The sequence below is a fragment of the Streptomyces sp. NPDC045967 genome (assembly GCF_056430495.1).
In genome coordinates this window covers 113,819-128,059 of the sequence record NZ_JBWKLE010000002.1, presented here as the reverse complement: position 1 = coordinate 128,059, position 14,241 = coordinate 113,819, and the positions used below count along the sequence as shown (strand labels likewise).

Annotated in this window: 12 protein-coding genes, 1 tRNA gene and 1 pseudogene; 7 read left to right on the top strand and 7 right to left on the bottom strand. The window is 74.0% G+C overall.

The genetic code is table 11. The features are described from left to right. Nucleotides 1-20: 20 nt before the first annotated feature. Nucleotides 21-578, top strand: coding sequence for a toxin-antitoxin system, toxin component (locus AC07FY_RS04455; protein ID WP_361752715.1), 558 nt, complete (start codon nt 21-23; stop codon nt 576-578). Then, nucleotides 575-1,762, top strand: coding sequence for an MAB_1171c family putative transporter (locus tag AC07FY_RS04450; RefSeq protein ID WP_479000236.1), 1,188 nt, complete (start codon nt 575-577; stop codon nt 1,760-1,762). Before AC07FY_RS04455 ends, AC07FY_RS04450 begins: the two co-directional genes overlap by 4 nt. Nucleotides 1,763-1,869: 107 nt before the next feature. Here the strand turns inward: AC07FY_RS04450 and AC07FY_RS04445 are convergent, their stop codons facing one another. Together AC07FY_RS04445 and AC07FY_RS04440 are read right to left on the bottom strand one after the other, a co-directional pair. Next, the gene (locus AC07FY_RS04445; RefSeq protein ID WP_479000233.1) at nt 1,870-2,646 is read right to left on the bottom strand and encodes a bestrophin-like domain; all 777 of its coding nucleotides are present in this window, start codon (nt 2,644-2,646) and stop codon (nt 1,870-1,872) included. Between the two features lie 139 nt (nt 2,647-2,785). Beyond that, nucleotides 2,786-3,361 (bottom strand): hypothetical protein, encoded by a 576-nt coding sequence (locus AC07FY_RS04440; protein WP_479000231.1) that lies wholly within the window; start codon nt 3,359-3,361, stop codon nt 2,786-2,788. Between the two features lie 313 nt (nt 3,362-3,674). Here AC07FY_RS04440 and AC07FY_RS04435 point away from each other — a divergent pair, with 313 nt between their 5' ends. Then, nucleotides 3,675-4,598 (top strand): alpha/beta fold hydrolase, encoded by a 924-nt coding sequence (locus tag AC07FY_RS04435; protein ID WP_479000229.1) that lies wholly within the window; start codon nt 3,675-3,677, stop codon nt 4,596-4,598. Between the two features lie 105 nt (nt 4,599-4,703). On the opposite strand, the gene metG is transcribed toward AC07FY_RS04435, so the two are convergent. Then, nucleotides 4,704-6,419: a methionine--tRNA ligase gene (metG, locus tag AC07FY_RS04430; protein ID WP_479000226.1), complete on the bottom strand. Its 1,716-nt coding sequence runs from the start codon at nt 6,417-6,419 to the stop codon at nt 4,704-4,706. Nucleotides 6,420-6,927: 508 nt separating this feature from the next. On the opposite strand from metG, the gene AC07FY_RS04425 reads away from it, so the two are divergent. Continuing rightward, entirely contained in the window at nt 6,928-7,587 is a 660-nt protein-coding gene (locus AC07FY_RS04425; RefSeq protein WP_479000223.1) for a sigma factor-like helix-turn-helix DNA-binding protein, read from the top strand. Nucleotides 7,588-8,480: 893 nt separating this feature from the next. Next, nucleotides 8,481-9,191: pseudogene (locus AC07FY_RS04420) on the top strand (IclR family transcriptional regulator domain-containing protein); the annotation flags it as partial. Between the two features lie 243 nt (nt 9,192-9,434). Here AC07FY_RS04420 and AC07FY_RS04415 read toward each other — a convergent pair. After that, nucleotides 9,435-9,522 (bottom strand) — tRNA-Leu (locus AC07FY_RS04415). Nucleotides 9,523-9,679: 157 nt separating this feature from the next. Next, nucleotides 9,680-10,621, bottom strand: a complete 942-nt coding sequence (locus tag AC07FY_RS04410; RefSeq protein ID WP_479000220.1) for a beta-ketoacyl-ACP synthase III — start codon at nt 10,619-10,621, stop codon at nt 9,680-9,682. A 218-nt stretch (nt 10,622-10,839) separates the two neighbouring features. Between AC07FY_RS04410 and fdhD the strand changes: the two genes are divergently transcribed. Continuing rightward, nucleotides 10,840-11,667: a formate dehydrogenase accessory sulfurtransferase FdhD gene (fdhD, locus tag AC07FY_RS04405; protein WP_479000217.1), complete on the top strand. Its 828-nt coding sequence runs from the start codon at nt 10,840-10,842 to the stop codon at nt 11,665-11,667. Between the two features lie 45 nt (nt 11,668-11,712). Here the strand turns inward: fdhD and AC07FY_RS04400 are convergent, their stop codons facing one another. Both AC07FY_RS04400 and AC07FY_RS04395 read right to left on the bottom strand, forming a co-directional pair. Next, the gene (locus AC07FY_RS04400) at nt 11,713-12,144 is read right to left on the bottom strand and encodes a (2Fe-2S) ferredoxin domain-containing protein (protein ID WP_479000214.1); all 432 of its coding nucleotides are present in this window, start codon (nt 12,142-12,144) and stop codon (nt 11,713-11,715) included. A 9-nt stretch (nt 12,145-12,153) separates the two neighbouring features. Next, nucleotides 12,154-13,197 (bottom strand): bile acid:sodium symporter family protein, encoded by a 1,044-nt coding sequence (locus tag AC07FY_RS04395; protein WP_479000211.1) that lies wholly within the window; start codon nt 13,195-13,197, stop codon nt 12,154-12,156. 130 nt (nt 13,198-13,327) lie between these two features. Here AC07FY_RS04395 and AC07FY_RS04390 point away from each other — a divergent pair, with 130 nt between their 5' ends. Further along, on the top strand, nt 13,328-14,179 hold the full coding sequence (locus AC07FY_RS04390; RefSeq protein WP_479000208.1) for a LysR substrate-binding domain-containing protein: 852 nt from the start codon (nt 13,328-13,330) through the stop codon (nt 14,177-14,179). Nucleotides 14,180-14,241 lie beyond the last annotated feature (62 nt).

Sequence of the window (14,241 nt, the reverse complement as noted above, 5' to 3'; positions counted from 1 at the left end):
CCGCGCCGACGGGGAGAACGGTGAGCATAGGCAGAGAGCAGCGGCGGTTGTGCGGGGAGCTGGTGGCCGGGATCCGGCTGACCGCCCCCGTGGAACCCGTGGACCTCTACGCCGCCCTCTGCGAGGGCATGAGCAGACACCGCGGCCGCCGGGTGGACTTCCGGATGGCCTCGTTCCCGCCGGGGACGGCCAGCGGCCTCTGGCTCGACATGGCGGACCGCGATCTCGTGGTCATCGAGGAGCGCACGGCGCCCGACCACCAGCTGGTCATCCTGGGCCACGAGTTGTGGCACATGAAGGCCGGCCACTGCAGCCACCACGTCGACGGCGCCGCCGTCGCCGCCCGGCTGCTGTCCGACGAGGCCGACATCGGCGAGACCGTTCGCCGCGTCGCCGCGCGCACGCGTGCCGACGTACGGGAGGAGAGCGAGGCCGAGACCTTCGGCTTACTGCTGGGGAGCCGGTGCCGGACCTGGCTCGCCGGCTCGGCGAGCCACCGGGCGCCGGCGCAGCGCGACCATTTGGCGGGCCGGATCGAGGCCGCGCTGGGCTATCGGGGGCACAGGAACGATCGTTGAACGGCCAGGACTACTACATACCGGCAGCCGCGATGGCGGTCTCCCTCGGCTTCAAGCTGCCGGCCCTGCGCTCCAACTGGCGTGATCCGCTGCTCCGGTCGGTCTGCGCGCTGCTGATGCTGGCCGGCGCCGTGTTCGCGTTCGCGGCCCCGCCCACCATCGCCGCCGTGAACCGCTGGACCGGGGTGCCGAACGTCTCCGCACCGCTGGTGTACTGCCTGATCACCGCGTTCAGCGCGTCCTGCCTGGTCCTGGTCGTCAACTGGCGCGGCGGGCCGGCCGAGGAGACCCGGCGGGTCTCGCAGCGCTGGATCCTGGGCTACAGCATCGTGATCGTCGCGCTGGTCGTGCTCTTCGCGCTGGGGGACGCCCCGGAGGAGCGGCTGCGCGATCTGGACACGCACTACGCGAACACCCCGTACATCCGCGAGATGATCGCCCTCTACCTGGTGGCGCACAACGTGGCCGCCGTGGTGATGGTGGCGATGTGCTGGCGCTGGTCGCTCCAGGTGCGCGGCTGGCTGCGGGTCGGCCTGATGATCATTGTCGTGGGCTACCTGTTCAACCTCAGCTACGACGCCACCAAGATGACCGCGGTGATCGCCCGCTGGACCGGCCACGACCTCGACTACCTCAGCACCCTCGTCGCCCCTCCGCTGGCCTCGGTCGGAGCCCTGATCAGCGCGATCGGCTTCGTGCTCCCGCTCGTCTGCCAGCGGATGTCCGACAACTGGGAGACCTGGACGACGTACCGCCGGCTCGGTGCGCTGTGGCAGGAGGTGCAGATCTCCGCGCCGAGCGGGACTCCGTCCGTGCGGATGGCCTGGTGGTCCGCCGCCGAGCTGCGCGTGATCCAGCGCGAGTCGGACATCCACGACGGGTTCCTGCACCTGGGCCCCTACTTCGACCGGAACCTGCGCGCGCGGGCCTACGAGCGGGCCCGCGCGGAAGGGGCCGACGAGACGGCCGCCCGCGCGGTCGCCGACGCCGCCATGGTCGCCGCCGCCGTGCGGGCCCGCTCGGCCGACCCCGACGGCAAGGTCATCGGCGCGGGCGAGGAGACGGTGCTCGACACCGCGGACGGACCGCGCGACCTGCTGCGGATCTCCCACGCCCTGCGGCATTCGCCGCTGGTGCAGACGGTCCGCCGGCAGGCCGCGCTGTCCGGGAGCGGTCACTCCTGAGACACCCCTGAGCCACCGGTCCGCGGCGGCGCCAGGTCCTGTCGTCGAAGGAGCGCCGCCGGGCGGGACGTTGACGACAGGAACCAGGGGGGCACGGGCCCGCGGGCTCAGCGCGCGGCGGCCACGGCCGTCGCCGGGAACAGGTCCTGGAAGGGGCCCGCGGAGTCGACCCCGGCCCGCCCGTAGGGCGCGTCGAAGCTCCACACCATGAACAGCAGGAACACGATCAGCGCGCTGAACAGGCCGGCCAGCAGGAGTTCCCGCCCGGAGCGCCGGATCTGCAGGGTGAAGATCAACCCGACCGTGACCACCCCGCCGACGAGCAGCCCGAACCACACCACGCTCGGCAGGGTGGACTCCGAGCTCTGGGTGCGCGAGTGGCGGGCGTCGTCGGCGGCGGCGATGTGGTCCAGCAGCGGCTGGTAGGCCTGCGCCTGGAGTTCGGTCGCGGGACTCTGGTGGGTGACGTCGCTGCGCAGCTTGCCGAGCAGCTGCGCGCCCTCGGCCGAGGCCCTCTCCCCCGAGGTGAGCAGCGGCCAGTCCACGGCGACCGTGTGGGAGACGTAGGCGTCCACCTCGCCGCGGATCCGGTCGCGGACGGCGGCCGGGTAGACGTCGGCGCGCTGGGTGACCTCGTACAGCGCCTGGGCCTCGCGGCGGACGCTGTCCTCGGCGGCGCCGCGCGCCTCCCAGACACCGGCGATGGCCAGGCCCAGCACGATCGCGTAGACCACGCCCACCATCATGGTCATGTACTCGATGACATCGGGGGTTTCGCTGGTGTCCTCGTCGTCGGAGACCCGGCGGTGCCGGATCAGGGTGATGGCGAGGACGAGGGCGCAGACGAGCGCCATGGCGATGGCCAGGACCAGCCATTCGGACACGTGGGTTCTCCGGGGTGGCTCAGTGGGGCGGTCGGTCACGGATCGTGGATCAGTGGACGGTCGGTCGCGGATCGGTGGGCGGATCGAGGTGCTGATCGGCTGTGCGGATCGGCTGTGCGGGCGTGCGGCGCCGGCGCGGTCAGCCGCGGCTCCGGGAGCGGGGGCGCAGGGCGGCGGCCGCCAGCACGGCCGGGGTCGTGACGACGACCATGAGCATCATGGTGGACATCCCCCCGGGCGTCCGCCGCTCCAGGGCCGCGGAGCGGTACGGGCGCACGTGGAAGGCGCTCGGGGGCGCGGCCGCGGCTCCGGGCCGGGGCGGGGCGGGTGCGTCCGCCCGGACCGGTCCGGGAGCGGACCCGGGATCCGGCGCGGGCACCGGCGGCTCCGTCCCCTCGGGCGGCGCAGCCGCAGCGGCCCCAACGGGACGCGGCGGCTGCGCTGCCCGGGGCGTCCCCGACGGCGCGACCGGGTCCGCGCGAACGGGCGGCTCGGAGGCCCGCCCCGGGTGGTGCACGGTCGGCCGGCGGGATCCGGGCGCGCCCGGCCGTACCGACGGCGGGCGGAACACCGGGCGCCCCGGTTCACCGCCGGGTACGCACAGGTCGATCCGGGCGCCACGGCCGTGTCCGTCGCCCGCGACCGCCACGTGCCCGTGCAGCGGGCACAGCGCCGCCACCAGGCCCGCCCCGGCGAGGTACTGCCAAGCGGTCACCGCGTGTCCTCCCGATTTCCGCAGCACAGCGGGTCTTCGCGCCGCCCCGTGAGGCCACGGGGTGCACGGGGGTGATGGGGCGTACGGCTGAAGAAACGATCACGGCGCCGCTTCGACACGCGGTGGACCGGACGAGATCACCCAGCGGGCGGAGAAGGTCACCGGGCGGGCGGACCCGGTCACCGGCCGAGCGGATGGGACCGGGTTCGGCGCGTCACCTCAGGGATACGACAATCCCAGCGCAGGATGCTCCCGTGGACACGCACGTCATCACCGCCGGCGCCGGGCGGACCGCTCCCCGGCGGGTGCCGGCATGAGCACCGCGCGCGAGGGCCTGTCCGCGGGGGTGCGCCGGATCGCCCTGGACGCGGCCGGCACCTCCCTGTCCGCCCTGCTCTGCGCCCCGTCGAAGGGCCCGCCGCGGGCCGCGGTGGTCGCGGTGCACGGCGCGGGCATGAACGCCGGCTACTTCGACAGCCAGGCTCACCCCGACTTCTCGCTGCTGACCCTGGGCGCCCGGCTCGGGTACACGGTCGTGGCCGTCGACCGGCCGGGCTACGGCCGGTCTGCCGCCGAACTCCCCGCCGGGCAGACGGTCGCCGAACAGGCAGCCGCCCTCGCGGCCGCGGTGGGGGACTTCGCCGCCCGCTATCCGACCGGGGCCGGCGTCTTCCTGCTGGCCCACTCCTTCGGCGGCAAGGTCGCCCTGCTCACCGCGGCCGACCACGCCCCGCCCCGACTGCTCGGCATGGAGATCTCCGGCTGCGGCCACCGCTACGCCCCGGACGCCTTCACCGGGACGGGCGCCTCCCGGGGCGGCCGCCGCAGCTGGGGCCCGCTGCGCCTCTACCCGCCGAGCACCTTCGCCACCTGCGGGTCCGTCGTCGCGCCCGTGCCCCCGCGGGAACAGGCGGACATCGCCCGCTGGCCGAAGGTCTTCCCCGGCGCCGCCGCGCGCGTCCGGGTGCCCGTGCGGTTCACCTTCGCCGAGTACGAGCCCTGGTGGCGCTACGACCGGGACGCGCTCGCGGAGCTGCGCTCGCGGCTCACCGGCGCCCCGCGGGTGCACATCGACCGGCAGCCGGAGGCCGGCCACAACATCAGCCTGGGCCACGCGGCCCGCGCCTACCACCTGCGGTGCCTGGGCTTCTTCGAGGACTGCCTGGTGCGGGGCACCGTCGCCCTCCCCCCGCCGGCCTCGGACGGCGACTCGGAGCGGACGGGCGTCACGGCCTGAGGCACCCGGCCACCACCCCCCGGTCGCCTCCGGCGCGCGCCTCTCGCGCGGGTACGCCGAAGGGGCGCGGCCCCGGTGGGTCGCGCCCCTTCGGTCGGGCGGGTGTCAGCCTTCGTCGGTGCCGCCGAACCGCTCGCGGTAGGACTCCAGGTCCTCCTCGGTGACGCGCGCGAACAGCACCGGCGGCACGGTGAACGGGGTACCGGCCGGCACCGCGTCCAGGGACCGGGCCTGCTCCGGGGTGATCCAGGCGGCCGTGTCGTCGGCGAGCGCGAACGAGGAGCGCATGGCGCGGGCCGAGGCCGGGATGAACGGCTCGGAGACCACCGAGTAGAGGTGGATGAGGTTCATCGCGGTGCGCAGGGTGAGCGCCGCGCCGTCGAGGTCGGTCTTGACCTCCAGCCAGGGGGCCTTCTCGTCGAGGTACGCGTTGCCGGCCGACCACAGCGCGCGCAGCGCGGCCGCGGCCTTGCGGTACTGGAGGGACTCCATGTGGCTCTCGTACTCGGCCAGGAGCGCGGCGATCTGCTCGCCCAGCTTGGCCTCGGCCTCGCCGGCGGGGCTGCCCGCCGGGACCTCGTCGCCGAACTTCTTGCGGGAGAAGGTCAGCACGCGGTTGACGAAGTTGCCGAGGGTGCCGCCGAGGTCCTTGTTGACCGTGGCGGCGAAGTGCTCCCACGTGAAGGACGAGTCGTCGGACTCGGGCGCGTTGGCGATGAGGAAGTAGCGCCAGAAGTCGGCCGGGAGGAGCTCCAGCGCCTGGTCGGTGAAGACGCCGCGCTTCTGCGAGGTGGAGAACTTGCCGCCGTAGTAGGTCAGCCAGTTGAAGGCCTTGACGTAGTCGACCTTCTTCCACGGCTCACGGGTGCCCAGCTCGGTGGCGGGGAACATCACCGTGTGGAAGGGGACGTTGTCCTTGGCCATGAACTGCGTGTACCGGACGTCCTCGGCCTCGTACCACCACGACCGGTAGTCGCCGCGGGCGGCGTCGAGGTCCGCCCACTCCTTCGTCGCGCCGATGTACTCGATCGGGGCGTCGAACCAGACGTAGAAGACCTTGCCCTCGGCCGCGAGCTCGGGCCAGGTGTCGGCCGGGACGGGGACCCCCCAGTCCAGGTCGCGGGTGATGGCGCGGTCGTGCAGGCCCTCGGTCAGCCACTTGCGGGCGATGGAGGACGCGAGCTGGGGCCACTCCTCCTCGTGCCGCGCCACCCAGCCCTCGACCTCGTGCTGCAGCTTGGACTGGAGCAGGAAGAGGTGCTTGGTCTCGCGGACCTCCAGCTCGGTGGAGCCGGAGATCGCCGAGCGGGGCTCGATCAGGTCGGTGGGGTCCAGGACGCGGGTGCAGTTCTCGCACTGGTCGCCCCGGGCCTTGTCGTAGCCGCAGTGCGGGCAGGTGCCCTCCACGTAGCGGTCCGGCAGGAAGCGGCCGTCGACCGGCGAGTAGACCTGCCGGATCGCCCGCTCCTCGATGAAGCCGTTCTCCTGCAGCCGGCGCGCGAAGTGCTGGGTGATCTCGCGGTTCTGCTCCGAGGAGCTGCGGCCGAAGTAGTCGAAGGACAGCTCGAAGCCGTCGTAGACCGCCTTCTGGGCGTCGTGGGCCTGCGCGCAGAACTCGGCGACCGAGAGACCGGCCTGCTTGGCGGCGAGTTCGGCGGGGGTGCCGTGCTCGTCGGTGGCGCAGATGTAGAGGACGTCGTGGCCGCGCTGGCGGAGGTACCGGGAGTACACATCCGCCGGAAGCATCGACCCGACCATGTTGCCCAGGTGCTTGATCCCGTTGATGTAGGGAAGCGCGCTGGTGATCAGGTGTCGAGCCATCCTCGGATGCTCCATTTCGTCTGTGCGGTACAACGTGACGTGACGGATTGTGAGTGCGGTTCATCGTATCGAACCGCCGAAAGGCCCCGCGCCGCAGTTTCTCAGGGTGGACGTAACGCAAAAGCGAGGGTGGTGACCTCTGCGTCACGGCCCTCGCGATGGCGCCCATGCTACAGCGGGCGGCCCGCCCGCCCGACCGCCCGCCCGACCGGCGGGCCCGGTTGGCGACGGGGCTCCCCGCGGCGCACGCGTCACGGGTCCGCGAGGAGCCCCCGAGGAGGGGCGCGGCCCCCGGGCGCGGGGCGCCTGGCCGGGACGGTCCGTCACGCGCCGTGCGCCGCCATCTGCGACCGGCATATGCATACGCGCTGGTTGCCCGCCTGCGTGATCACCCTCGATCACGGCCCGATCATCACCGAACGTAATATTTCCAGGTTTCCCAATTGCGCCCCCCGAGTGCGCCCTCGCTGCTTTCCTTGAGCACGGGACAGGGGATGAGGTGGAGACGGTGAGCGATGGCGGACCGGAGGAGTCCGGTGGGGCCGTGGGACTGCCGAGCCGACGCCGGCGGCCGACGCCCATGAGCCAGTGGGATCCGACGGCGCGCCTGTCGTACTGGGCCTTCCACGCCAACCGGAGGCCCACGTACATGCGTTTCGCGTACTTACAGCTGGGCTCCGACGAGGCGGCCGAGGAAGCCGTGGACGCCGCCTTCGACTCGATCATGGGCGAATGGCTCCGCATGCTCCCCATGGACCGCCTGGACGCCTATGCGTGGACCGTGCTCAAGCAGTGCCTGGTCCAATGCCGGCACCGGCGCCACCCCTGGGAGCCGCAGGCGCCCGAACCGACGGACATCAGCGCCTTCGAGGCGGCCCTGAAGGAAGCCGGCGCCGACCGGTACGACGTGCTGACCGACACCATCCGGTTCTACTCCGCCGTCTCCCGGCTCGCGGAGCGCCAGCGGGACGCGGTGCTGCTGCGGTACGGACTCCAGTGCTCCGCCGGGGAGGCCGCCGGCGTGATGGGCGTCGACGAGGCCACGCTCCGCTCCTACCTCGGACAGGCCCACCGGCGCCTGGCTCGGCTGCTCGACACCTCCGTGGAAGCCACCGGCGCCACCGAGTCGTCCGGATGCTCGGAAGCCGCGGGACCAGCCGGATCATGAGGCCCTACGAGCGCCGACGGGCGCAGGACGGCGAGCCGACCCCCCGCTCCCTGGCCGAGTTCCTCGCCCGGGCGGGCGTCCGCGACCGCTATCCGCACTACGACCTGGGCGCGGCCGAGGCCCGGCTGCTGCGCACGGCGCCGCACGCGTCCTCGGCCGGCCACCGCGCCCGCCGCCGGTCGGTGTTCGGCTGGAGCGACCCGGCTCGGGACTGCCCGCTCGAATCGGAGCGGGCCCGGCGCGACCTGAAGGCCGCCTGCCTGGCCTGCGTGTGCGGGCCCAAGGCCGAGGAGCAGCTGGAGTCCTTCCTGGCCGACGGGCACACCGACCTGGCCGGCGCCGTCGTCTTCGGATGCCTGCTGCACCTGGCCGGACTGCGCGAAGGGGCGCGGTTCTGGTGGCAGTTCGCCGCCGGTTCGGGCCGTGCGCGGACCGCCGCGGCCGCCTACTGCCTCTTCCTCGACCACTCGCGGCGCGGCGAGCACCACGACGCCCGGCTGTGGGCGCGCGAGCTGGGCCGCCGCGGCTTCCGGCCGGGCGGCCGCCGGGACCTGCGGGAGGTGCGGCTCTGCGCGCAGGCCGCCGTCCTGCGGTACGTCGACCAGCTGGACGATCCCGACCTGGGCCCGGTGCCGCTGCCCCGGCCGGGGCTGCCCCGGGTGCTCGCCGCGTTCCGGCCTCCGCTGTCCGCGGTCGCTGCCGTCCCGGACAACCCTCCCGCTCCCCCCGCCCCTCCCGTCCCGGCCGCCGCTCGCGGGCGGGGCGGCGCTCCGGCGGCGCCGGCGCCCGTGGCCGCTCCGCCCCTCGCGACCGGTCCGCTGCGCCACCCGGCGCTGACCGCCGCCGCGCGCCGGACGGTCGTCCAGACCGGGACCGGCCGGGCCCTGGAGGAGGCGCGGCGGGCGCTGGCCGTCGTACGGGTGCTGGAGCGGCAGCCGCTGGGCGTGCGGGCCGCCCGGCTCGCCCGGACGGCGGGGCTCACCCCGCGGGAGCTCGGGCCGCTGCTGGTGATGCTGTGCGAGGAGGAGTACGCCAGCCGCCCGGCCGCGGGGGTGTACGCGCGGGGGCCGGCGCTGGAGCGGCTCGCGGCCCCCGGCGGCCACGGACTGGCGGGGCAGCTCCAGCGCACCCTGGCCCTGGCCCGGGACAGCGCGGGCGCCGCCGTGTACCTGAGCCGGTACGCCGAGGGGGAGGTCCGGATCACGCAGATGGCGGACGGCCCCGGCACCCCGCCGGTGCGGGAGTGGGTCGACTTCCGGGCCGCCGCCCACGCCAGCGCCGTGGGCAAGTGCCTGCTGACCCAGCTCGACCACGACCGCCGGGCCGACCACGTGGCCCGGCACCGCCCGGCCCGGCTCACCCCGCGCACGATCACGGACAGCCGGGCCCTGTTCACCGCCCTCGACGCGGTGGCTCCGGGCGCGCCCGTCTTCGACCTGCTCGAGTACTCCCCCGGCGTCGTCTGCTCGGCCATCCCGATCGCCACCGGCGACTGCGCCGGAAGCCTCGCGCTCTCGCTGCCCGCCGCCCATGCGCACCGGCTGGCCTCGGCGACGGCGGCGCTGCGCCGCAAGGCGGTGCCGGTCCTGCTCGCGCTGCTGCTGTCGGGGGCGATCCCCCCCGACGCCCCGGCCGGCGGGCAGGACCTCGCGCCGGCGGGCACCGGTGGGGCACGGCTGTCCTTGCCGCACGGCGTCACCGGGACCGCCGCCGGCGCCCTGGCCGCTCCGGCGGGGCTGCTGGTCCTGGGCGGCTGAACCCGCGGGGGCGGTCGGGACCCCCGGGCGCCCGGGGCTCCCGGCGGCGCGACAACGAAGAAGGACCCCGCCGCAGCGGGGTCCTTCTCTTGGTGTCCGAGGGGGGACTTGAACCCCCACGCCCGATAAAGGGCACTAGCACCTCAAGCTAGCGCGTCTGCCATTCCGCCACCCGGACCAGGTGGTCGGCCCCGGTTTCCCGCGGCGACATGGACAACAATAGCAGGGGATCGGCGGGGCTCCGACCACTTATCCGAGCGATCGCCGGCCGCCACGCCGTGCTGACCTGCGGGCATGCGTCGGCGGGCATGACGAGACGGCGCGTCTCGCCTTGGTCACGGGCAGCGGATGACCTGGCCGGCGTAGGAGAGGTTTCCGCCGAATCCGAAGAGGAGCACGGGGGCGCCGGTCGGGATCTCGCCGCGCTGCACCAACTTGGACAGGGCCATCGGGATGCTGGCGGCGGAGGTGTTGCCCGAGTCGACGACATCGCGCGCGACGACGGCGTTGACGGCGCCGATCCGGGCGGCGAGCGGCTCGATGATCCGCAGGTTCGCCTGGTGCAGGACGACCGCGGCCAGCTCCTCGGGGAGGACCCCGGCCTTCTCGCACACCTTGCGGGCGAGCGGCGGGAGCCGGCTGGTGGTCCAGCGGTAGACGGACTGGCCCTCCTGCGCGAAGACCGGCGGCGAACCCTCGATCCGCACGGCGTTGCCCATCTCGGGGACCGAGCCCCACAGCACCGGGCCGATGCCCGGCTCGTCGGCGGCCTCGACGACGGCCGCGCCGGCTCCGTCGCCGGTGAGCACACAGGTGCTGCGGTCGGTCCAGTCGGTGATCTCGGTCATCTTGTCGGCGCCGATGACCAGGGCGCGGGTGGCGGAGCCGGCCCGGATGGCGTGGTCGGCGGTGGCCAGGGCATGGGTGAAGCCCGAGCAGACGACGTTGAGGTCCATGACGGCGGGGGCACCGCCCATGCCGAGCTTCGCGGCGACGCGCGCGGCCATGTTGGGCGAGCGGTCGATGGCGGTGGAGGTGGCCACCAGCACCAGGTCGATGTCGTCGGGGGTCAGGCCGGCCCCGGCCAGGGCCTTGCCGGCTGCCTGGAAGGCCAGCTCGTCCACCGGCTCGTCGGGACCCGCGATGTGGCGCGTCCTGATGCCGACCCGGGACCGGATCCACTCGTCGGTGGTGTCGACCATGGCCGAGAGGTCCTCGTTGGTGAGCACTCTTGCGGGCTGGTAGTGCCCTAGCGCCACCACGCGTGAACCGGTCATGGGCGGGGTCCCCCCTCGTACGGAAGTCAGGATCACCCAGCTTTGCCTGCTACTGGTGGGTACGTGTGCGTGTGACCCGACAGGATTCGGGTGCCGGAATTTGGAGCTTCCCGAGGATCCGGCAGCCGGGGAGGGTGCGGGAAGCGGAACCGCGACAATGAGGGTGTCGCTTACCGGCAGGAATAACAGGCAAACACCGAAGGGGTGGGCTGATCGCCATGGGACGGGTCACCGAGCGCCGTCGCACCGTCCGGATCCGGAACGGCACGGTGGTGGTCCGTCCGGACACGCTGGTCGCCGAGGAGCCGCTGGAGATAAGGCTCAACGGCAGGCCGCTGGCCATCACGATGCGCACGCCGGGGGACGACTTCGCCCTGGCCGTGGGCTTCCTGGTGAGCGAGGGTGTGCTCGCCGCGGCCTCGGACGTGCGGGCCGTCACCTACTGCGAGGGGGCGGCCGAGGACGGCACCAACACCTACAACGTGGTCAACGTGCAGTTGGCGGCCGGGGTTGCGCTGCCCGACATCACGCTGGAGCGGAACGTCTACACCACCTCCTCCTGCGGCCTGTGCGGCAAGGCCAGTCTGGACGCGGTGCGGACGGCCACCCGCTTCCCGGCCGCCGGCACCGACCCGGTGCGGATCCCGGCGGAGCTCCTGAGCGCGCTGCCGGACCGGCTGCGCGCGGCCCAGAAGGTCTTCGACCGCACGGGGGGCCTGCACGCGGCAGGTCTGTTCTCGGCCGGCGGGGAGCTGCTGGACCTGCGCGAGGACGTGGGCCGGCACAACGCGGTGGACAAGATCGTCGGGCGGGCCCTGCAGTCGGGCGGCCTGCCGCTGACCGGTTCGGTCCTGCTGGTGTCGGGCCGGGCCTCCTTCGAGCTCGCCCAGAAGGCCGTGATGGCGGGTATCCCGATCCTGGCGGCGGTCTCGGCGCCGTCCTCCCTCGCCGTGGACCTGGCGCTGGAATCGGGCCTGACCCTGGTGGGCTTCCTGCGCGGTCCGGACATGAACGTCTACGCGGGCGAGGAGCGCATCACGCTGTGAGCACCGGGCCGCCGCCGCGGCCGCACCCGCACCGCCTCCGCCGTCTCAGCGGCCGCGGCGGGAGCGGCGCGTGGGACGGGCGGCGGGGGCGGGATCCGGTGGGGTGATGCGGTGCAGGTCCAGGGCGGGCGGGACCGGTGCGGCGCCCGGGCCGCCCGATGCGGCCCAGGCGATGACCTCGTCCGTCGCGGTGTCGTCCAGGGCCCAGCCGAACCAGGCGGCGCGGGCTCCACGCCGACGGGCCTCGGTGGTGGGCTGGACCACGATGACGTTCGCCTGGGCGCAGGGGCCGAGGCAGTCGCTCGTACGGACGGCCAGCCGGCCCCCTGAGGCGGCCGCGGCCTCGCGCAGCCGGGCGAGCTGGCCGGCGTGGTCGATGCCGGGGTTCTTGCGGGGGTCGCCGCAGCAGCAGCCGCGGCAGACCACCAGGGTGCAGGGGCGTTCGGCGTGGGCGCCGTCGGGGCGTATCCAGGTCACCACCGCACGTTATCGGGCCCGGCCGGTGGGCTGTTGGGACGGGGACGAGACCTCCGCCACACGGTCGGCGGCGGGTTGGGGGTCCGCCGGGTCCCCGGCGCGGCGGCGGGCGAGGACCGCGCAGACCATCAGCTGCATCTGGTGGAAGAGCATCAGCGGCAGGACCGCGATGCTCGCCTGTGCGCCGAACAGCACGCTGGCCATGGGCAGTCCGGCCGCGAGGCTCTTCTTGGAGCCGGCGAACTGGATGGCGATGCGGTCCGCCCGGCCGAAGCCGAGGCGCCCGGCCCCGTACCAGGTGGCGAGGAGCATGACGGCGAGGAGGACGGCCTCCACCGCGACGAGCGCCCCCAGGCGCAGGACGCTGACCTGGCGCCAGATCCCGGCGACCACGCCCGCGCTGAAGGCGGCGTACACGACGAGCAGGATCGAGCCGCGGTCGACGTAGCCGAGGACGGGCCGGTGGCGCACCAGGAAGCCGCCGACCCAGGGGCGCAGGAACTGCCCGAGGAGGAAGGGCAGGAGGAGCTGGACGACGATCTTGAGGAGGGAGTCCGGGGAGAAGCCGCCCCCGTCACCGCCGAGCAGGACGGCCGCGAGGAGGGGGGTGAGGAGGATGCCGGCGAGGCTGGAGAAGGAGCCCGCGCAGATCGCGGCGGGGACGTTGCCGCGGGCGATCGAGGTGAAGGCGATGGAGGACTGGACGGTCGAGGGGACCAGGCAGAGGAAGAGCAGGCCGCTGTAGAGGGCAGGGGTGAGCACGCCGGGCACCAGGGCCCGGGCGGCGAGGCCGAGGAGGGGGAAGAGGAGGAACGTGCAGGCGAGCACGGTGAGGTGCAGCCGCCAGTGGCGCACGCCGTCGAGGGCCTCGCGGGTGGAGAGCCGGGCGCCGTAGAGGAAGAAGAGCAGCGCCACGGCCCCGGTGGCGGCTGCGCCCGCGACGGTGGCGGCCGGGCCGCGGGCGGGGAGCAGCGCGGCGAGGCCGACGGTGCCGAGAAGGGCCAGGACGTACGGGTCCAGCGGCAGCCGGTCGGGGAGGTGCGGGCGGCGCATGCGGGGTGCTCTCCTGCTTTCGTCAACGGTCCGCTCCCATGGTCGGTCCTGACCGGTGATCGGGAAACCCGCACACCACGCTGACTGCCATCACGATGCGTGATGACCGCAGCGCCCTAGGATGAGCGGTATGTACGATCCGGACCAGCTGCGTACGTTCCTCACCGTCGCGCAGACCCTCAGCTTCACGCAGGCCGCCGGGCGGCTCGGCGTACGGCAGTCCACGGTGAGCCAGCACGTGCGGCGGCTGGAGGAGGCGACCGGGCGGCCGCTGTTCCTGCGGGACACCCACAGCGTGGAGCTGACGGAGGACGGCGAGGCGCTGCTGGGCTTCGCGCGCACGATCCTCGAGGCGCACGAGCGGGCGGCGGCCTTCTTCACCGGGACCCGGTTGCGGGGGCGGCTGCGGTTCGGCGCCTCGGAGGACTTCGTGCTGACGAGGCTGCCGGAGATCCTGGAGGGGTTCCGGCACCAGCACCCCGAGGTGGACCTCGAGCTGTCGGTGGAACTGTCGGGCACGCCGCACGAGCGACTGGACGCGGGCCGTCTGGACCTGGTGCTGGCGAAGCGGCGGGGCCCGGGCGACGAGCGCGGCCGGCTGGTGTGGCGGGACCGCATGGTGTGGATCGGGGCGGAGGGACTGCGGGTGGATCCGGAGCGACCGGTCCCGCTCATCGCCTTTCCGCCTCCGGGCATCACCCGGGCGCGGGCCCTGGAGGTGCTGGAGCGGGCGGGGCGGCCCTGGCGGATCGCCTGTACGAGCGGCAGCCTGAGCGGGCTGATCGCGGCGGCCAGGGCGGGGCTCGGGGTGATGGCGCACACCCGGGGGCTGATCCCGCCGGGGCTGGTCCGCGTCGGAGGGCTTCCCGAGCTCGGCCCGGTGGAGTTCGCCCTGCTGCGCGGGGCCCGTGTGCCGGCCGCCGCGGAAGCCCTGGCCTCGGCCGTCCTCGCGGGGGCCGACCGCCTCAGCCGCACCGCGTGACCCGGCGCTGCGGAGGTCTTGTGGAGGTATCGACGGCCTGATCAACTGCCGTTCGGCGTGGG